Below are 19585 nucleotides of genomic sequence, written 5' to 3'. Positions count from 1 at the left end.
TGGGGGTTCCTTCAGGTATTTGTATAGAGTCTTTGAGGGCCCATCGGGGGCTCGCCCCCGATGGCGTCCGACTTGCCTACAACTTTTCCAGTGCCATGTTCAGCGCCAGCACATTCACCACCGGTGGCCCCACCAGCGGGCTTTCGATGTGCTCATCCAACAGCCGTTGCAACGTCGACACCGGCACGTTCCGCGCCGCCGCCACTCGCGCCAGTTGATAGGCAATCGCCTGAGGTGGCAAGTGTGGATCAAGACCGCTGCCCGAGGTAGTCAGCGAGGCCAGTGGCACCGGCCCTTGACCTGGTACCTGCTGTTTATTGGCGTCATCGAATACGCGGGTGGCGAGCGCTGGGTTACTTGGGCCCAGGTTACTGGCGCTGCTGGACACCGTTGCAAAGGCGCCAGCTGAAGGGCGCGGGTGGAACCAACTGTCGCCAGTAAAATCCTGGGCGATAAGGCTGGAGCCGCGCACCTTGCCACTGGCGTCGCGCACCAGGCTGCCATTGGCTTGATCGGGGAAGGCCACTTGCGCCACGCCGGTGACCACCAGCGGGTAGGCCACGCCGGTGATCAGGGTCATGAGGACCAGCAGGCTCAGGGCCGGGCGGATCATATTCGTCATAGTCAACTCCTCAATAAATCGGCAAACCCATGTAGCCAGTTCAAACCAGGTGCAGCGCGGTCAGCAGCATGTCGATGGCCTTGATGCCCACAAATGGCACCAGCAACCCACCCACGCCATAGATCAACAGGTTGCGTCGCAGCAACGCCGCCGCACTCGCTGCCTGTACCCGCACACCGCGCAGCGCCAACGGGATCAACACCACAATGATCAGCGCGTTGAACACGATGGCCGAGAGGATCGCGCTCTGCGGGCTCTGCAAGTGCATCACGTTGAGCACGCCCAATTGCGGGTAGATCGAGGCAAACAGCGCCGGCAGAATCGCGAAGTATTTGGCCACGTCGTTGGCAATGGAAAAGGTGGTCAGCGCGCCACGGGTGACCAGCAATTCCTTGCCGATTTGCACCACGTCCAGCAGCTTGGTGGGGTCGCTGTCGAGGTCGACCATGTTGGCGGCCTCACGGGCGGCCTGGGTGCCGTCGTTCATCGCCATGCCCACGTCGGCCTGGGCCAGTGCCGGGGCGTCGTTGGCACCGTCCCCGCACATGGCCACCAGGCGACCGTCGTTTTGCTCATGACGGATACGCGCAAGTTTTTTCTCTGGCGTGGCTTCGGCCAGCACGTCATCCACCCCGGCTTCGGCGGCAATCGCGGCAGCGGTCAGCGGGTTGTCGCCGGTGACCATCACGGTGCGGATGCCCAGTTTGCGCAGCTCAGCAAAACGTTCGCGAATGCCGGGCTTGACCACGTCCTTCAGATGAATCGCACCAAGCAACTTGCCATCGACGCACACCAGCAACGGGGTGCCGCCGCTTTGGGCGATCTTGTCGATTTCCCGCGACAGCGCAGGTGCGAGGTCCGCGCGCTGCAGGCCGATGAATGCCAGCAGCGAATCCACCGCGCCTTTGCGGTACACGCGGCCCTGGTAGTCGACGCCGGACAAGCGGGTTTCGGCGCTGAACGGCACGGCGGTCAATTCGTCCTGGGACGGCTCGACCTGAGGGTGCAAGGCGCGCAGGTATTCAACGATGGATTTGCCTTCGGCCGTGTCGTCCGCCAGGGATGCGAACAACGCGCCTTCGGCCACCTCGCGACCGCTGACGCCAGGCGCCGCGACCACTGCTGCACAGCGGCGATTACCAAAGGTGATGGTGCCGGTCTTGTCCAGCAGCAACACATGCACGTCCCCCGCCGCTTCCACAGCGCGGCCGGATTTGGCGATCACATTGAGGCGCACCAGGCGGTCCATGCCGGCAATGCCGATGGCCGACAGCAAACCACCAATGGTCGTCGGAATCAGCGTCACCAGCAGTGCGACCAGGAACACCAGGGGCAAGCTGCCATTGGCGAAGTGAGCGAACGGCTGCAGGGTCACAACCACCAGCAGGAAGATCAACGTCAGGCCGATCAGCAGGATATCCAGCGCGACTTCGTTGGGGGTTTTCTGGCGCTTCGCGCCTTCTACCAGCGCAATCATGCGGTCCAGGGTGGACTCGCCGGGGTTGGCGGTGATGCGGACCAGCAGCCAGTCCGAGACCAGCCGGGTGTTGCCGGTAACGGCCGAGCGGTCGCCGCCGGATTCGCGGATCACCGGTGCGGACTCGCCAGTGATCGCCGCCTCGTTGACCGCCGCGATACCTTCGATTACCTCGCCGTCACCGGGGATCATTTCCCCGGCGGCAACGCGCACCACGTCGCCCTTGCGCAGGCTGGTGGCCGGCACGACCTTGAAGCTGCCATCGGCCTCCTTGCGCCGTGCACTCAGGCCTTCGCTGCCGGCCTTGAGGCTGTCGGCACGGGCCTTGCCGCGTCCTTCGGCCAAGGCTTCGGCGAAGTTGGCGAACAACACGGTAAACCACAGCCACACGGCGATCTGCACGGCAACGAAGGTCGGCACAGTGGCGTCGGGTACGAAGCACAGCACCGTGGTGAGAATCGCGGTCAGTTCGACCACCAGCATCACCGGCGAGCGTTTCAGCTGACGCGGATCCAGCTTGACGAACGCCTGGACCAGCGCCGGACGCCACAGGGCAGAGATAGCGGTTTTGGCAGGCGCCTGGGGTGTGACCGGGGCCGCGTTTTTTGCAGGCATATTCATGTTCATATCCCTTCTCAGAAGCCCATGCTCAAGTGTTCAGCGATAGGACCCAGCGCCAGCGTCGGCAGGAAAGTCAGGCCGCCTACCAGCAAGATGGTGACGGTCAACAGGGTCACGAACAGCGGGCCGTGGGTAGGAAAGCTGTTCTGGCCAATCGGGGCGCTCTTTTTCATCGCCAGGCTGCCAGCCAGGGCCAGTACCGGGAGGATGTAGCCGAAGCGGCCGATCAACATGCCCAGGCCGAGCATCAGGTTGTGAAACGGTGTGTTGGCGCTGAAGCCGCCAAACGCCGAGCCGTTGTTGGCACTGGCCGAGGTGTAGGCGTAGAGCAACTGGCTGAAGCCGTGGGGGCCAGGATTGCTGATGGCGCCGGCCGGGCCTGGCAGGCTGGCGGCAATGGCACCGAGCACGAGCACGCCCACCGGCATCACCAGCAAGGTCACGACGAGCAACTGCACTTCCCTGGCCTGGAGTTTCTTGCCGAGGTATTCCGGGGTTCGTCCAATCATCAAGCCGGCGAGGAACACCGCGATCAACACGTTGAGCAACATGCCGTACATGCCGGCGCCGACACCGCCGAAGATCACTTCGCCGACCATCATGTTGACCAGCGCCACCATCCCGCTGAGGGGGCTGAGGCTGTCTTGCATGCCGTTGACCGAACCGTTGGACGCCGCGGTGGTAGTCACCGACCACAGCACCGTGCCGGTAGTGCCGAAGCGCGTTTCCTTGCCTTCCAGCGGTGCGGTCTGCTCCACGGCAGGGTTGTTCAGGGTTGGGTTGGGCTGGTACTCCGACCACAGCGACGTCGCGCCGCCGATCAGGAACAGCGCCAGCATGCAGCCAAGGATGGCGCGGCTTTGGCGCAGGTCCTTGACGTAGTGACCGAAGGTGAACACCAGCGCCACCGGGATCAGGATGATCGAGGCCACTTCAAACAGGTTGGCCCAGGCGGTCGGGTCTTCAAACGGATGCGCCGAGTTGACGCCAAAGAAACCACCCCCGTTGGTGCCCAATTGCTTGATTGCAATCTGGCTGGCGGCCGGGCCCAGGGGGATCACTTGATCAACGCCTTGCAGCGTCACGGCATCGACGTAATGGGCGAAGGTCTGCGGCACGCCCTGCCATACCAGAAACAGCGCCAGCACCAGGCACAACGGCAGCAGGCCGTAGAGCGTGGCGCGAGTCATATCGACCCAGAAGTTACCCAATGTCTGGGCGGATTTGCGACCGATCCCACGGCATAAAGCGACCAGGACGGCCAAGCCGGTGGCCGCACTGACGAAGTTCTGTACGGTCAGCCCCGCCATCTGGCTGAGGTAGCTCAGTGAGGCTTCACCGCTGTAGGACTGCCAGTTGGTGTTAGTCATGAAACTGACCGCGGTGTTGAAGGCCAACGTCCATTCCTGGCCGGGCAATTTCTGCGGGTTCAGTGGGAGGTAGTCCTGGAACACCAGGATCGTGAACAACAGCAAAAAGCCTGCAAGGTTGAACGCAAGCAACGCCAGCATGTATTTCTGCCAGCTCTGTTCCTGCTGCGCGTCCACGCCCGCCAGGCGATAACAGGTTCTTTCGACAGGCCCCAGCACCGGGCTCAGCCAGGTACGCTGGCCTTCCATCACCTTGTAGTAGAACCGCCCCAGAAAGGGTGCCGGCACCAGCACCACGGCAAAGAAGGCAATGATCAGCCAATAGTCATAACTGTGCATAGCCTGCTCCTAGTTCCGATCCGCGCGTAACAGCGCAACCAGCAGATAAATGAACAGCGCCACGGCCAATAGCAGTGACACCCCGTCCAGAACACTCATGGAAGTCTCTCCGTTCAGCGGCGAGTGCCGCGTGTGGGGCCATTGTCCGCAGGAGCGGCGTAAAGGAACGAGAGCGAGGGTGCGGGCGGGGCGTAAAGACGGCGTAAAGAGTGGGTTTATGCGGGGTTTACACTGGGGGTATTCGGCGCCTGGGCTTGCTCCCGATAGCGCCAGTTCAGCCACCGCCGCACCTATCTGGTGCGACGCCGGGAAATTTCAAACGCCAAACCATCCCCCAGACGACACTTGCGCGCCTTTACGACAATGATTCTCAGGCTGGCATGGCCGCTGCAACACCTTGAATCATTCCAAACCGTTCAGGGAGCAGCACAATGAACACACAACTCAAACCCACCTTGGGCACCCTGCACTTATGGGGCATTGCCGTGGGGCTGGTGATCTCTGGGGAATACTTCGGCTGGAGTTATGGCTGGGGCGTAGCCGGGACATTGGGCTTTCTGGTGACCTCGTTGATGGTCGCCGCGATGTACACCTGCTTTATTTTCAGTTTCACCGAGCTGACCACCGCGATTCCCCATGCTGGCGGGCCGTTTGCCTACAGCCGTCGGGCATTTGGGGAAAAAGGCGGTTTGATCGCCGGCCTGGCCACACTCATCGAATTTGTCTTCGCACCACCGGCCATTGCCTTGGCCATCGGCGCTTACCTGAACGTGCAGTTTCCAGCGCTGGACCCCAAGCACGCGGCCGTCGGTGCCTATATCGTATTCATGGGCCTGAACATCCTCGGCGTGAAGCTCGCCGCTACCTTTGAACTGGTGGTGTGCGTGCTCGCCGTTGCAGAGTTGCTGGTGTTTATGGGTGTGGTCGCTCCAGCGTTCAGCTTCAGCAACTTCGCGCTGAACGGCTGGGCCGGATCCGACACCTTTGGCGCCCCGGCGATTGCCGGGATGTTTGCAGCCATCCCATTCGCGATCTGGTTCTTCCTGGCCATCGAAGGCGCTGCGATGGCGGCTGAAGAAGCGAAAGATCCCAAGCGTACCATTCCAAAGGCCTACATCAGCGGCATCCTGACCCTGGTGATCCTGGCCATGGGCGTGATGTTCTTTGCCGGCGGCGTGGGCGACTGGCGCACCCTGTCGAACATCAATGATCCTCTGCCGCAAGCGATGAAAACCGTCGTGGGCGAAAGCTCCGGCTGGTTGCACATGTTGGTGTGGATCGGCCTGTTCGGCCTGGTGGCGAGCTTCCACGGGATTATCCTCGGCTATTCGCGCCAGTTCTTTGCCCTGGCCCGCGCCGGTTACCTGCCGTCTTTCCTCGCCAAATTGTCGCGCTTTCAGACACCTCATCGCGCCATCATCGCCGGCGGCGTGGTCGGTATCGCCGCCATCTACAGCGACGGCCTGATCAACCTGGGCGGCATGACCCTGACAGCAGCGATGATCACCATGGCGGTGTTCGGCGCCATCGTCATGTACATCATGAGCATGCTCAGCCTGTTCAAACTGCGTAAGACCGAACCGCTGCTGGAACGCACCTTCCGCGCACCGGGTTACCCGATCGTGCCAGGAATTGCGCTGGTACTGGCCGTGGTGTGCCTAGTGGCCATGGCGTGGTTCAACACGCTGATCGGGTTGATCTTCCTGGGCTTTATGGCCGTGGGCTTCATCTACTTCCAGATGACCGCACAGGATCGTGCCGATGCGCCAGCGGATGCAATGTTGACCGGGCTCTAAGGTTTGCGAGGCAGAACGGGCTTACACTGAACTACTCAGAAAGCCCGTAACTCAAAGCAGTTATTACCGTGGGAAAATTCTCCCTCGGTAATCTGCCTCAAGGAGAGCCTTATGCCGTGGTATGCGTGGTTGATTATGGTGGTCGCGATCGGGTCGATCGTCGGTGGGCTGATGATGCTGCGAGACAGCGCCAACAAGGTGGAACTCACCGACGAGCAACGCAAACGCGTGGCCGAACGCAACGCCCAGGCGGATGCCAAGGATGCGCAGGACCGCTGATCACCTGTGGCGAGGGAGCTTGCTCCCGTTGGACTGCGAAGCAGCCCCTTCGACGCTACTCCCAATCCGCCTTGGCGATCTGCAACCCGTGCTGCCCCTTGTAGGCAGCACGCTCCGGCTGGCTCCAGCCGCTCAGTAATTCATCTTCCAACTTATAAATCTCGACCCCCAGCGGACGACACACCGTCAGCGGATCCTGCGCGTCCGGCCCCCACATCGGCAGCGACAAATCCCCACCCGGGCACGTCGACAGCGCGCACAGCACATCAATCTCGGCAAAGAACTCCAGGTAATCGCCCTTCTGCGCCGGGCAGGCCTTCATGAAATACATGTCGTCGTGGTTAAGGCCGGTGCACTGGAAAATATTCAACACGTCGTGCACGTCGAATTCCGTCAGGCCGTGGGGCAATACCGCGCGCGTCAGGTTCGAATGGCAATGGTGATGGAAGTCCTCACCGGTCAGCATGCGGTTCACGTAAGGATCGCAGCGCGTACCCAGCAAATCATGCAGGCGCCCGCCGTGCTCGTCGATGCCGTAATTGGCCAGGCTATCGTCAGTGATGGTGACCAAAGGACGCAGGAACGGCAGGTTGGACCATAAGCGGTCGTGGGTGCTGACATGGGCGCCCTGCAGTTGTCGAGTGCGCGCCGCCCAGAGGCGTTCGCGAGGGTCATTGGCGTTCCACACGTTGAAGTCGCCCACCTGTGGGCCAACCGGTGTGGTGACACGAAATACATGCCCGGCCGGCACCTTCCAGGCCCTGCCCGTGCGGATCGGCACCTCGAATTGCTCGATCAATGTGCGTTGGTTCGCGCGGTCACGAATACGCTCATAGAATGCTGTGTCGACCTGTAGCGCCGAACCTTTGCTGACCTGATAAGCCGCCGGATAATCTTTATACATAGTGCAGATCCTCGATCAAGAAGGGTTGAACAGGGCCAACGACAGGCATTGCGCAAAACACTAGGCGCCACTGAGCGATAACCTGAACGTCATGGGTACCCCACGGTGGTTGAACAATCAATTGCCTAGAGATAACCATATTTCGTGCCAAGGTTTATGCCGCCACATGCATGGGTGTAAAAAAGTTCAGGTTGGTTAAAATGCCTGCCTGTAACCGAGGCCGCCTTATGCGTTATTCACAAGACCACAAAGCCCAGACCCACCAACGCATCATCAACGAAGCCTCTGCGCGCTTTCGTCGTGACGGCATTGGCGCTACCGGCCTGCAACCGTTGATGAAAGCGTTAAACCTGACGCACGGTGGCTTCTACGCGCATTTCACGTCCAAGGACGAACTGGTGGAAACCGCACTCCGGGCTGCGGCGGCCGAACTGGATGCTCATTGCGCAATGCTGTTCAGCCAGGAACAGCCATTGCACTCGTTTATCGACAGCTACCTGTCGCAATGGCACCTGACGTCCCCGGACCAGGGATGCCCGTTGCCCACCATGTCCGCCGAGCTGGGGCTCAGGGGCCAACACAGCGCGACTACCGATGCTGTGCTTACCGCACGACTCAAGCAGATTGAAACAGCCTTGGGGGAAGGACGCAGTGATGCTGAGAGCTTGGTGATGATGTCCACGCTGTTGGGCGCATTGGTGCTGGCCAGGAGTGTCAAGGATCCCACATTGGCGGCGCGAATCATGGACGTGGTCCGAGAGAGTTTGAAGACACAGAACCCAGAGGACAAAAAGGCCGATCAGTGACCGGCCCCAAGTTGGTTTAGTTAATGACCAGCCTATCGCGATTTTTCTCCAGCAACGCCTTGCCAATACCCTTCACTTCCAACAACTCATCAACCGCCGTGAATGGGCCATTGCTTTCACGGTAGGCGATGATTGCCCTGGCCTTCGCGGCACCAATGCCGAACAAGTCACGACGCAGGGTCTCGGCGTCGGCGGCGTTCAGGTTGACCTTGGCGGATTGCTCGACACTGCTCATCTGCGCGGTGATAGGCGCCGGCGCTTCTGGCTTGATGGACGGGGCTGCATTAGCGGCGATGGAAAAGCTGGTGAGGAAGGCGAAGAGCAAGGAGGTGAGGTAGGTGTTTTGCATCGGTGACGCTCCATGACATCGTTAAGAGAAAAGCAGCTTTCCGAAGCTGCTTTTCAAACTTAGGTGATGTTCTGAAGGTGTCAAAATCACGAGAGTTACAGAGTGTGAACTCTGGCCACCAGGCGCCTATCAGCAGAGCACCAGCATGCGTTGACCGACTGTTTAACTCGCGTTCAGCATGTTGGTGATGACATCCGACATCGTCGATTGGGCTTTCCACCCCAGCACGCGCTCGGCCTTGGCAGGGTCGGCCCGACTGACCAATAAGTCGGTGGGACGGAAAAAATCCTTCGATTGATCGACATAAGCCGTCCAGTCGAGCCCCAGTTGCGTGAATGTTTCGGCGACAAATGCTTCCAGCGTATGGGTCTGGCCAGTAGCGATCACAAAATCACTTGGTTCATCGCACTGCAACATCCGCCACATGGCATCTACGTATTCTGACGCCGCGCCCCAATCACGTGCGATGTCGAGTCGCCCAAGCGTCAATCGCTCGTTCGAACCCGCAGCTATACGCTTGGCCGTAGTAACGATCTTTTGTGTAACAAATCGAGAAGGACGCAGCTCAGACTCGTGATTGAACAAGATACCGGTGCACGCGAAGAGGCTGTAAGCCTCACGGTAATTGTCAACCAGCCAAAATGCAGAGGACTTGGCGACAGCGTAAGGGCTGCGGGGATGAAAAACTGTGCGTTCGGACGCTGGCTCACCCTTGGTGTCACCAAAACACTCACTGGAGCCGGCCTGATAAAAACGAATCGGACGATCAGTCATCCGGCAGGCCTCAAGCATATTCAGCGTCCCCAGCGTAATGCTCTGGATAGTCTCAGCCGGCTGTTCGAACGACAACCCGACAGACGACTGGCCAGCCAGGAAATACACTTCGTCAGGCTGGCTGCGTTTAAGCGCCATGAAAACACTGCGAAAGTCTTCAGGCACCATCGACAGCAGTTTCACCCCGGACAAGATGCCCAGTCGCTTCAGATTGGAGAATGAAGAACCCTGAGCGTCCCGCGACGTGCCCCAGACGACATAACCCTTGTCGAGCAGAAACTTTGCGAGATAAGCACCGTCCTGGCCGCTCACACCGCAAATCAGAGCTGTTTTTTCTGAAAATTCCAAAACTTTACCTTTGTAAGGATCGGTAAATCGAGAGTGTTTCCTCGGTGCAACGCTGCCACGAGAAGTGATTCAAACGCTCATGACCCAGCGTCACTAACCTAGTGATTTCGCTGTCAGAGTAAACCACTCTTTCAATCGCTTGCGCCATTTCATCACTGCTTTCGGGATCAAAAAGCACACCTGCATTGCCGATGACCTCGGGCATCGAACTCGTCCCACTGCTGATGACAGGGCAAGAGTGCGCCATTGCTTCCAGCGGCGGCAGACCAAACCCCTCATAAAGAGAAGGATAGACAAAGGCTTTGGCGCCCTCATACAACTGGCCCAGCACGTCGTCATTACCACCGACCTGGCGGACTTGGTCAAAAGACAAACCGAGCTGTTGAATCTGCGCCAACTCGCCTTCGGAGAAGCCCCCGCCGCCAAACGCGACGATATCAAAATCGGACTTCAACCGTGCTGAACTCGCCACCGCACGAAGCAACCCTGAAAAGTTTTTGTACCCATGCCGGCTGCCCACATACAGCAGATAGGGTTTGGGCGACTCAAACGCAGTTTTTTCAGCAACCGGTTTGAACTGCTCAAACCCCAGGTGAACCACTGACAATTTGCTCTCGGGTACGCCAAACAACCGAATGAGGTCTTGTCGAGTACTCTGCGAAATACAAATGACGTGGTCTGCCCGGTCGACCGCACGGCGCTTCAGTTCTGCGGTTTTATCCCGAGGCGAAAAATTCTCGGGAAACAACTCATGAATCATATCGTAGACCGTCAGGACGACCGGGCATCCTTTTGGAACGGCGCTAAAACGTGAGAAGTAGGTTTCATGTGCAACTTGAGGCTGCCAATTACGCATCTCCCGCTGTCCGAGAAGATGGTTATAAATCAGCGCCAACCGCGTGGTGCGGGGCGGGTAGCTCTCGACTCTTCGCCCATGTACTAGGCCGTCAGGCAAATCCTTAAGATAAAAATTACGATGAAGCGGTGAGAAAATCCCCACCTCATTACCCTCAGCCGCCATCTGCTCGGCTATGCGAGAGAAATAGCGCGATATACCACCGTAACTTTGCAAGCAGAATATCTGGTGATCGAAAGCTACCTTCATAGTTAGTTTATAAACCCCACTTCAAGCTCAACCCACAACCAAACAAAAACCTATTGGCATTAATGACACGCATAAATTTCCACACTAATCTTTCAGAAGCTGAGGGCCTTCAAGTGGCGTGGAGCAACCACCGCCCCCCCCACGCCATAGAGCACTACATCAGGGTTCCCTGCGGCGCTGCTGGTAGATCCAATCAACGATCTCCCCGTCCGGAGAATAACCACTGACAGTATCGCGCAGGAGTTGGCGCACGCGAGTGTAGTCGTCTTGATCTACGGCGGCCAGCAACTCAGCCAGCTTGTCCTTCAGTACATCCCACGACAGATGATCCTCATTGGCACTCATAATCATCGGATGCTGAGTGGCCACTACGTTGTCACCAATAAGCAACTCTTCGTAAAGCTTTTCGCCAGGGCGAAGCCCGGTGAACTCGATGGCAATATCACCTTGGGGATTTCTGTCGGAACGAACGCTCAGGCCTGAAAGGTGGATCATCTTCTCGGCAAGCTCGACGATTTTTACCGGTTCGCCCATGTCGAGTACAAACACGTCCCCCCCCTGCCCCATGGAGCCGGCCTGGATGACCAACTGAGCAGCTTCTGGAATCGTCATGAAATAGCGTGTGATTTTCGGATGGGTGACGGTCAACGGGCCGCCGGATTTGATCTGTTTGTGGAACAGCGGGATAACGGACCCAGATGAACCTAAGACATTCCCAAATCGAACCATGGTGAAACGGGTTTTATTGACACGTGAAACGTTGGCGTTGTCGCGAAACAAAACAGGCGCCAACTCTCGACTGAGGGCTTGAAGCGTTAACTCCGCCAAGCGCTTAGTACTCCCCATCACGTTGGTGGGGCGAACTGCTTTGTCGGTTGAGATCAGCACAAAGTTGGATGCACCCGACTGCAGCGCCGCCTGGGCCGTATTCAACGTGCCCATTACATTATTGAGGATACCCTCCGCGATATTATGCTCCACCATCGGGACGTGCTTATAAGCGGCCGCGTGGTAGATCGTGTCCACTCGCCAAGTTTTCATAACATCGAGTAATTTACGCTGGTCTCGCACCGACCCCAAGATCGGTAGAAGCTTTACCGATAATGACTCACGAACAATACGCTGTTCCAGCTCCGAAAGAATGCTGTAGAGATTGAACTCACTGTGCTCGAACAACAGTAGCGTAGTTGGGCGAAGGGACAAGATTTGTCGGCACAACTCAGAGCCGATCGAGCCACCGGCTCCCGTGACCAGAACGCTTTGCCCCTTGATGCAATGCTCAAGCAATTCATCCTGAGCGGGAACGGTGTCGCGACCAAGCAAATCGGCAATGTCGACTTCCTGAATATCATCTACTTTGACTCGGCCACTGGCCAGATCCATAAACCCAGGAACACTTCTTACATGCAGCGGAAATCCTTCCAGAAAACCGAGAATTTCACGCCGGCGACCGCGATTGGAAGAGGGAATCGCCAGGAGAATTTCTTCGGCGCCTGTGTCGTCGATCATGCGCTGGATGTGTTTGGGTTTATAGACCTGTAAACCGGAAATGACCCGATCAGAAATACTGATATCGTCATCAATAAACGCCACCGGGCGCATGACCCGGCCCATGCGCAGGGCCGCGACCAGCTGGTTTCCGGCAGAACCCGCCCCGTAGATGGCAACCTTGGGCAAGCCATTGTCGCGGCTGGTGAACGGCACATGCTGTGCAGCAGTAAACCAATCGCCAAGAAAATACTGACGCATGGCCAATCGTAAACCGCCGATCATCACCAGGCTAAGCCACCAGTAATTGAAAATAATCGACCGTGGAACGACGGCTCGGGGGTTGCTGTACCAATACATGACAACCGCCAGTACCAACGATGCAAGGCTGACGGCCTTTATGATTGCGATCAGCGCATCGTTGCCAAAATAGCGCATGACCGCGCGGTACATGCCGAAGTGAATAAACAGTGGAATGGCAATAACCGGAGCCGCTAAAAACAGCCAGAAATGCATCAGGACCGGGTTGATCATCTCGTCGATGCCCAGGCGCACAACAAATGCCATCCACAGCGCCAACCATACCAGCAGGACATCCGCCGCCACTTGAATGGATCTTTTGTACCGACGAGGCAAACTCAACAAATAGGTTCGCAACATCTCCATATTAACCTCCGAAGGCGTGCCACTGTACAAACGAGCAACCACCAATATTCAAATGCTTTGCCTCAAGTGCTAAAAATACACTACGGACGGGCAGAGTCTTCCATCGCACCAGCATTAAACTTCCACGCGAGCAGGATCAATGGAACATAGGCAATTATTACACCTAAAAAACCATCCAGGCCTAAAAAGGCAACACACAGCGCTACCGGGAGCAGCCAACAGACATTCAGAACCCCTACCGCCACAGTCACCGGCAAGTGCCGCCCCGCCTTTCTCGAGGCATATTGGTAAGCATGGCTTCGATGGGCCTCGTACACCTTTTCTCCCCGAACAAGCCTGCGGATTAAAGTGAACGTCGCATCAACCACAAAGACGCCCAATAAAATGAGCCAGACCCATAGCAGGGAGGGTGCCATCCAGGCTGCGTGCAGCGAGAGCACTCCGAGAGAAATACCCAAAAAGCCACTACCCGCATCCCCCATGAATATTTTTGCGGGCGGGAAGTTCCAATACAAAAAGCCAGCCACCGCAAAACCGAGCAACATGGGGGCCCATGCCAGCGAACTGAAACCTGCCAATGCATATATCAGCGCCGCACCCAGGCATACGCTGATCGCCTCGACACTCGCCAACCCATCGATTCCATCCATGAAGTTGTAGAGATTGAGCAGCCAGACCAGATAAACAGCGGCAAGAAAATACCCGAAATAACCCAGGTCGAACGTCACACCCAACATGACCACAGGCGGCAAGCCACCCAACCAGAAAAGCGCCCAAACCGAAGCGCAGAAATGCCCCAATAATCGCCAGCGCGCGGGGACGTGCCCATGATCATCAAGGAAGCCTAATACCGCAATTCCCGCGCCCGCGCCGATCATCGCCCACGTGAATGCCCACGACACGAGCGATAAGGCTGGAAGAACAGGCAACAAAAGCAAAAAACTCAACACAATGGCCACGCCTCCCCCTCTTGGCGTGGGGACGGAATGAGAACTGCGGGCGTTGGGAATATCTATCAAGCTTCTAGAGAGCGCATAACGGCGCAATGCGGCAGTCAGCAGCAGGGAAAAACCACCCCCGATAATCAAAAACATCCAAACCATCAATCAAGCTCCAAAGCTTTACGAAGCAGCAACCCGTTCACTGTATTTTCTACCCGCCGACTTCAAGGCAACTTCAGCCGTAAGTGGGCGCGTCCACCCTAGTAAGTTGACTGCTTTGCATGAGTCAATCTGTAAAGAACCGCAAAGTTGAGTATAAATACCCTGTTTACCGCCAAGCGTTGCGAGTATTCGCAATAAAGCGACGGGGAGCGGAATCAGTAGACCGCCTCGCCCCATCCCTTTCGCTAAATAGGTGATCAATTGCCCGGTGGAAACATCTTCACCATCAGAGGCAAGGAAGACTTGGTTACCCGCTGCCGGGTGATTGATGCAAACAAGGATCAGATCAACCAGGTTTTCCAAGGCTATCATGCTGCGGCGATTGTTAACGCGCCCCAATGGCAAGGGGATCCCTGTGCTGACGAGTTTCAGTAGTCGACGAAAATTGCCGGGGGCATTGGCCGCGTAAACCAGCGGAGGTCGGATGATCACAACCTCCATGTCCGTCGTGTTCGCAATCTCCATCAGCCCTGCTTCGGCCTCGAATTTTGAAATTGCATAATCCGTGCTCGGGGAGGGATCAGAGTCTTCGGTGAACGGCATGCCCGTCGTAAACGCACCGTTTACAGCGATCGAACTGATGAACACAAAACGCTTTACACCCGAAGCCGCTGACTGCCTGGCAAGATTGAGCGTAGCGCGAGTGTTGGCCTCCCTGAAGAGTTCCAGCGCATCGACTTCCTTTTCCAGGACATGCGCGCGCCCGGCTACGTGGACGACACAATCAACATCGTTCAGTGCCTCATACCATGCCGTCTCAGCACCAAAATTTCCGAGCGTGTGAACGCGGCACTGAGGAGCAAGCGTCGCACTTTCTGTTCGAGACGCTATAACAACCGAATGATCGGAACGCTGTAACAGTTGCGCCAGAATTTCTGCGCCTACGAACCCTGTCGCACCGGTAAGTAGAACCTTGCTGACCGGATTCATTTGAAGAAATAACTGGCAATTTTGAAAGGAATCTTCAAGCCGATCATGAAAATATTGGTATATATTCCATTCTCGCGGCACGCCCTGACAATTTCCATGTTCTGATGGATTCTCCACCAGAATCCGGTAGTGCTGATCCCGCCCTGGCGCATTTTCACCATCGTGCTGTCATGCCGGGCCAACTTGATACCGCGCGTGATGAAACGAGTCATCAACTCAAAATCTGCGGAGACACGATAGCCCGTTTTATAGTCTCCGTGCTGTTCGAAAAGGCCTCTACGCGCATAAAAAGTCGGATGCGGAATCATGAAACCAAAGCGAATTTTCCAGGGTGAGAAGCTCGCCGATGAATACGTGCGGGTGACCACGTCGGTATTATCGCGCTTGACGAATACCAGATTCGCATAAGCCGCATCGCACGCTGGGTTCGCTTTCAGAAAAGTGACCAGGTCCTCAATAGTTGAAGGCCCCGAGAAGACGTCATCTGAATTAAGGATCCCCACATAATCGCCTGTCGCTAATTTTATGCCTTTGTTCATGGCATCATAAATCCCCTTATCGGGTTCGCTCAACAGGGTCGATATAGAGCCTTTGTATTCTGAAATAATATCAAGCGTGGCGTCCTTTGATGCGCCATCAATAACGATGTACTCGATATTGTCATAACGCTGTGAGCAGACAGACTCTAATGTATCCCGGATGGTCGAGGCACTGTTATAGCAAACGGTGATTATGGAAATCTTCAAAACATCAACCCTTCACACGGCCGTAGATATCTTCGAAGCGAACGATATCATCCTCGCCCAGATAAGAACCGGACTGAACCTCAATCAACTCAAGAGGAATCATCCCCGGGTTTTCCAATGCGTGAATTTGACCGATGGGTATAAAGGTCGACTGGTTTTCAGTCACCAAGTAGGTTTTTTCACCATTGGTAACCCGTGCAGTCCCACTTACGACGATCCAGTGCTCGGCGCGATGATGATGCATTTGGACCGAGAGCTTCTCACCGGGTTTTACCGTGATTCGCTTGACCTGATAACGCTCGCCGCTGTCGATGGAGTCATACATTCCCCAAGGTCGATACACCTCACGGTGATTGGCGTACTCGTGACGGTTGCAGCCTTTGAGTTGGTCCACGATTTTCTTTACGTCTTGAACCTGATCCTTGTGGGCAACGAGAACAGCATCCTTGGTCTCAATAATGACCAAGTCTTCTACACCCAAGGTGGCAACCAAACGATGCGTCGCATGGACATAGCTGCCCGAGGTGTTTTCAGACAGAACATCGCCTTTGAATAGGTTGTCTTGCGCGTCTCTTTCGCTCGCTTCCCACAAAGCCGACCAGGAACCAATATCACTCCAGCCTGCATCAAGGGGAACCATCACCGCGTCCAGCGTTTTCTCCATGACGGCATAGTCGATGGAATCGTCAGGGCTGGTCGCGAAGATCGTGCTTTCCACCCGAGTGAAGTGCATGTCCTGCTGGCCTTTGGCCAACGCTTCACGGCACACGGAAACAATGCTCGGCTGAAACTGCTCGAGTTCTTGAATATAACGACTGGCGCGAAACATAAACATGCCGCTGTTCCAGAAGTAGTCCCCCTCAGAGAGGTACTTTTCGGCGGTTTTCAGATCAGGCTTTTCGACAAAGCGGCTTACCTTGAACCCCCCGTCACCTATCGCGGCGCCGCGCTGAAGGTAACCGTAACCCGTCTCCGCGTGTTTAGGCGTGATCGCGAACGTCACCAGTTTTCCGGCTTCTGCGAGGACAAGGGCTTTGGCGATGCTTTGGTGAAACGCGTCAACGTCCAGAATCAGGTGGTCGGCAGCCAGCACGAGCATGATCGGATCGCTTTGCTGAGCCAGTGCCTGCAACGCTGCCAATGCAATCGCAGGAGCCGTGTTGCGACCAACAGGTTCAAGAATAATATTGGCCTCTTCCAGGCCTAGTTGCCGAAGCTGTTCGGCAGCAAGAAAGCGATGGCTTTCGTTGCAAATCAATTTAGGGACGGCGTGTTCCAGCCCATCAAGACGTTTGAGAGTCGCCTGAAGCATTGTCACGTCTGAATCCACCAAAGGCAGGAACTGCTTGGGATTCAACTGACGAGATAAAGGCCAGAGACGTGTGCCTGAGCCACCCGCCATGATTACCGGAAGAAACATTCAATCATCCTTTTGATCTTACTTGATCAGCGCGCGTTGAAACACGCGGGTGTATTTGTTCAAACAGACGATGGCCGTAGCCCGCCGGCCAAGCCCACATCATACGCATCGCAAAGCACTTCCAGCACCTCCAACCACGCTTTATCTAAAGACGTGGCTGGGTGCACCTGAGGGTAGGCTGGGCACCTGGTGGATCTGCCGTTTTCGCGTGAACGATCACGTCAATGACCAACAGGGCTGTGCAAGCGGCTCAGCGCCTAAGGCACCGCTATTCCAAACCCGTCAGCTTCGCGCCTCAAGGCGGTTTGCAACGAACCACTGATAAGCGTCCCGTAAGCCGTCCTCAAGCTTGATGCTCGCCTCCCACCCGGTGGCTTTCAGGCGAGACACGTCCATCAGCTTGCGTGGCGCACCATCAGGTTTGGACGCATCAAAGGTCAGGACACCCTGGAAGCCAGTGACCTTGGCCACAGTTTCCGCAAGCTCGCGAATGGTGCAGTCGACGCCAGTCCCCACGTTGAGGTGAGACAGCATAGGCTGTGTGTGTGAGCTATAAATGTCGTCCTCCAACTCCATCACATGGACGCAGGCCGCCGCCATATCATCAACATGCAAGAATTCACGCATGGGCTTGCCGCTGCCCCAGACTACGACTTCCTCCAGCGATTGCTCCACTGCGTCATGGAAACGACGCAGTAATGCCGGAATGACATGGCTATTATCCGGATGATAATTATCATGAGGGCCGTACAAATTGGTCGGCATGACACTACGATAATTACGGCCGTGTTGGCGATTATAACTTTCGCACAACTTGATACCTGCAATCTTGGCAATCGCGTAAGGCTCATTAGTGGGTTCAAGCCCGCCGGTAAGAAGTGCCTGCTCCGTCATTGGCTGTTCAGCAAGTTTGGGATAGATGCATGAAGACCCGAGAAAAAGCAGCTTCTGTACACCTGCACGGTGGGCCGCTTCAATCACGTTGGTCTGGATCATCAAGTTGTCGTAGATGAAGTCAGCGGGATATGTGTTGTTGGCGTGGATCCCGCCCACTTTCGCCGCGGCCAGGTAGACCTGATCGATCTTATGACCGGCGAAATATGCTCTCACGGCGTGTTGATCGAGCAAATCAACATCGTCGCGGCCGATAGTCAGCACATTTTGATAGCCCAGCCCGGACAGACGTCTCACAACAGCGGACCCGGCCATTCCACGATAGCCAACAACCAGCACGGTTTCGTTCACATCACGAGCCACTGATCAATTCTCCGTAGCTACAGGGACCTCATGGCCATGCTGTTTGAGCAAGGCATGACGCTGCGCTACCTTCAGGTCTTCCCTAACCATCTCTGCACACATTTCCTGCACAGTGATTTCAGGAGTCCAGCCCAACTTCGTCTTCGCCTTCGTCGGATCGCCGAGCAGCGTTTCTACCTCAGCAGGGCGGAAGTATCGCGGGTCTACACGGACGACTACATCCCCAGGAACGAGAGCGGGAGCAAGTTCACCTGTGATCGAATCAACGACTGCAACCTCATCGACACCTGTGCCCTCAAAACGCAGGGTGATACCGAGCTCAGCAGCAGACCAACGCACGAATTCGCGGACCGAATACTGTACGCCGGTGGCGATCACAAAATCCTCAGGTTCGTCTTGTTGCAGCATCATCCACTGCATGCGAACGTAATCCTTGGCATGACCCCAGTCGCGCAGCGCATCCATATTGCCGAGGAAAACGCATTTTTCCAGGCCTTGGGAAATATTCGCCAGCGCGCGAGTGATTTTACGGGTAACGAATGTTTCACCGCGTCGTGGAGACTCGTGATTGAACAAAATCCCATTGCAGGCATACATGCCATAGGCTTCACGATAATTGACCGTGATCCAGTAGGCATACATCTTGGCGACTGCATACGGAGAGCGCGGGTAAAAGGGCGTAGTTTCTTTCTGAGGAATTTCCTGCACCAGGCCGTACAGTTCAGAGGTGGAAGCCTGATAAAACTTGGTCTTTTTCTCGAGCCCCAACAGACGAATAGCCTCCAGGATCCGCAAGGTGCCCATAGCGTCGACATCCGCCGTGTACTCAGGGGATTCGAAGCTGACAGCCACGTGGGACTGCGCACCGAGGTTATAGACCTCGTCGGGCTGAACCTCTTGGATAATACGGGTGAGGTTGGAGGAGTCTGTCAGGTCGCCGTAGTGAAGCACAAAGTTCTGGTTGTCTACGTGGGGGTCTTGGTAGATATGGTCCACACGCTGAGTGTTGAAAGACGAAGCACGGCGCTTGATACCGTGAACTTCATAGCCTTTCTCAAGCAAAAATTCCGCAAGATACGAGCCATCCTGACCAGTAATCCCGGTGATAAGTGCTTTTTTCATAAA

The 19585-nt window shown here is 56.4% G+C and carries 18 protein-coding genes; 3 read left to right on the top strand and 15 right to left on the bottom strand.

The window, feature by feature from the left end; all coding sequences use genetic code 11:
* Positions 1-76: 76 nt before the first annotated feature.
* The 4 genes from kdpC to kdpF are packed head-to-tail and all read right to left on the bottom strand — an operon-like array spanning position 77 to position 4528.
* Positions 77-622 (bottom strand): potassium-transporting ATPase subunit KdpC, encoded by a 546-nt coding sequence (kdpC, locus tag PspS35_RS08595; protein WP_159933580.1) that lies wholly within the window; start codon positions 620-622, stop codon positions 77-79.
* 40 nt (positions 623-662) lie between these two features.
* Positions 663-2726 carry a potassium-transporting ATPase subunit KdpB gene (gene kdpB / locus PspS35_RS08590; protein ID WP_159933578.1) on the bottom strand — a complete coding sequence of 688 codons (2064 nt, stop codon included), beginning with the start codon at positions 2724-2726 and terminating at the stop codon, positions 663-665.
* A gap of 8 nt (positions 2727-2734) precedes the next feature.
* Complete coding sequence (gene kdpA, locus PspS35_RS08585) at positions 2735-4429, bottom strand: potassium-transporting ATPase subunit KdpA (RefSeq protein ID WP_159933576.1); 1695 nt, start codon at positions 4427-4429, stop codon at positions 2735-2737.
* A gap of 9 nt (positions 4430-4438) precedes the next feature.
* On the bottom strand, positions 4439-4528 hold the full coding sequence (gene kdpF / locus PspS35_RS08580) for a K(+)-transporting ATPase subunit F (protein ID WP_003218754.1): 90 nt from the start codon (positions 4526-4528) through the stop codon (positions 4439-4441).
* Positions 4529-4860: 332 nt separating this feature from the next.
* Between kdpF and eat the strand changes: the two genes are divergently transcribed.
* Positions 4861-6225 carry an ethanolamine permease gene (gene eat, locus PspS35_RS08575; RefSeq protein ID WP_159933574.1) on the top strand — a complete coding sequence of 455 codons (1365 nt, stop codon included), beginning with the start codon at positions 4861-4863 and terminating at the stop codon, positions 6223-6225.
* Between the two features lie 111 nt (positions 6226-6336).
* Positions 6337-6504, top strand: a complete 168-nt coding sequence (locus PspS35_RS08570) for a DUF2897 family protein (RefSeq protein WP_003172675.1) — start codon at positions 6337-6339, stop codon at positions 6502-6504.
* A gap of 55 nt (positions 6505-6559) precedes the next feature.
* Here PspS35_RS08570 and PspS35_RS08565 read toward each other — a convergent pair whose 3' ends face one another.
* Positions 6560-7408, bottom strand: a complete 849-nt coding sequence (locus PspS35_RS08565; RefSeq protein WP_159933572.1) for a DUF1989 domain-containing protein — start codon at positions 7406-7408, stop codon at positions 6560-6562.
* Positions 7409-7635: 227 nt separating this feature from the next.
* Between PspS35_RS08565 and PspS35_RS08560 the strand changes: the two genes are divergently transcribed.
* Complete coding sequence (locus tag PspS35_RS08560) at positions 7636-8214, top strand: TetR/AcrR family transcriptional regulator (RefSeq protein ID WP_159933570.1); 579 nt, start codon at positions 7636-7638, stop codon at positions 8212-8214.
* Between the two features lie 16 nt (positions 8215-8230).
* Here the strand turns inward: PspS35_RS08560 and PspS35_RS08555 are convergent, their stop codons facing one another.
* The 10 genes from PspS35_RS08555 to gmd form a co-directional block, all read right to left on the bottom strand.
* Positions 8231-8563 (bottom strand): ComEA family DNA-binding protein, encoded by a 333-nt coding sequence (locus PspS35_RS08555; RefSeq protein ID WP_159933568.1) that lies wholly within the window; start codon positions 8561-8563, stop codon positions 8231-8233.
* A 162-nt stretch (positions 8564-8725) separates the two neighbouring features.
* Positions 8726-9685: a GDP-mannose 4,6-dehydratase gene (locus PspS35_RS08550; protein ID WP_159933566.1), complete on the bottom strand. Its 960-nt coding sequence runs from the start codon at positions 9683-9685 to the stop codon at positions 8726-8728.
* Between the two features lie 4 nt (positions 9686-9689).
* Entirely contained in the window at positions 9690-10790 is a 1101-nt protein-coding gene (locus PspS35_RS08545; RefSeq protein WP_159933564.1) for a glycosyltransferase family 1 protein, read from the bottom strand.
* A 159-nt stretch (positions 10791-10949) separates the two neighbouring features.
* On the bottom strand, positions 10950-12944 hold the full coding sequence (locus tag PspS35_RS08540; protein WP_159933562.1) for a nucleoside-diphosphate sugar epimerase/dehydratase: 1995 nt from the start codon (positions 12942-12944) through the stop codon (positions 10950-10952).
* A gap of 80 nt (positions 12945-13024) precedes the next feature.
* Positions 13025-14047, bottom strand: coding sequence for a glycosyltransferase family 4 protein (locus PspS35_RS08535; RefSeq protein ID WP_159933560.1), 1023 nt, complete (start codon positions 14045-14047; stop codon positions 13025-13027).
* An 18-nt stretch (positions 14048-14065) separates the two neighbouring features.
* The gene (locus tag PspS35_RS08530; RefSeq protein ID WP_159933558.1) at positions 14066-15037 is read right to left on the bottom strand and encodes an NAD-dependent epimerase/dehydratase family protein; all 972 of its coding nucleotides are present in this window, start codon (positions 15035-15037) and stop codon (positions 14066-14068) included.
* A complete protein-coding gene (locus tag PspS35_RS08525; RefSeq protein ID WP_159933556.1) occupies positions 15034-15783 on the bottom strand; it encodes a glycosyltransferase family 2 protein in 750 nt (249 codons plus the stop codon). The genes PspS35_RS08530 and PspS35_RS08525 overlap by 4 nt, the downstream gene beginning before the upstream one ends.
* Positions 15784-15787: 4 nt before the next feature.
* On the bottom strand, positions 15788-17203 hold the full coding sequence (locus tag PspS35_RS08520; protein ID WP_159933554.1) for a mannose-1-phosphate guanylyltransferase/mannose-6-phosphate isomerase: 1416 nt from the start codon (positions 17201-17203) through the stop codon (positions 15788-15790).
* A gap of 282 nt (positions 17204-17485) precedes the next feature.
* The gene (locus PspS35_RS08515) at positions 17486-18460 is read right to left on the bottom strand and encodes a GDP-L-fucose synthase (protein WP_159933552.1); all 975 of its coding nucleotides are present in this window, start codon (positions 18458-18460) and stop codon (positions 17486-17488) included.
* A gap of 3 nt (positions 18461-18463) precedes the next feature.
* The gene (gene gmd, locus PspS35_RS08510) at positions 18464-19582 is read right to left on the bottom strand and encodes a GDP-mannose 4,6-dehydratase (RefSeq protein ID WP_122557617.1); all 1119 of its coding nucleotides are present in this window, start codon (positions 19580-19582) and stop codon (positions 18464-18466) included.
* Positions 19583-19585 lie beyond the last annotated feature (3 nt).

Origin of the sequence: Pseudomonas sp. S35, from assembly GCF_009866765.1 — a bacterium.
GTDB lineage: Bacteria > Pseudomonadota > Gammaproteobacteria > Pseudomonadales > Pseudomonadaceae > Aquipseudomonas.
Note: the sequence above shows the minus strand (reverse complement) of the source record. Positions and strands in the feature narration are given on the sequence as shown.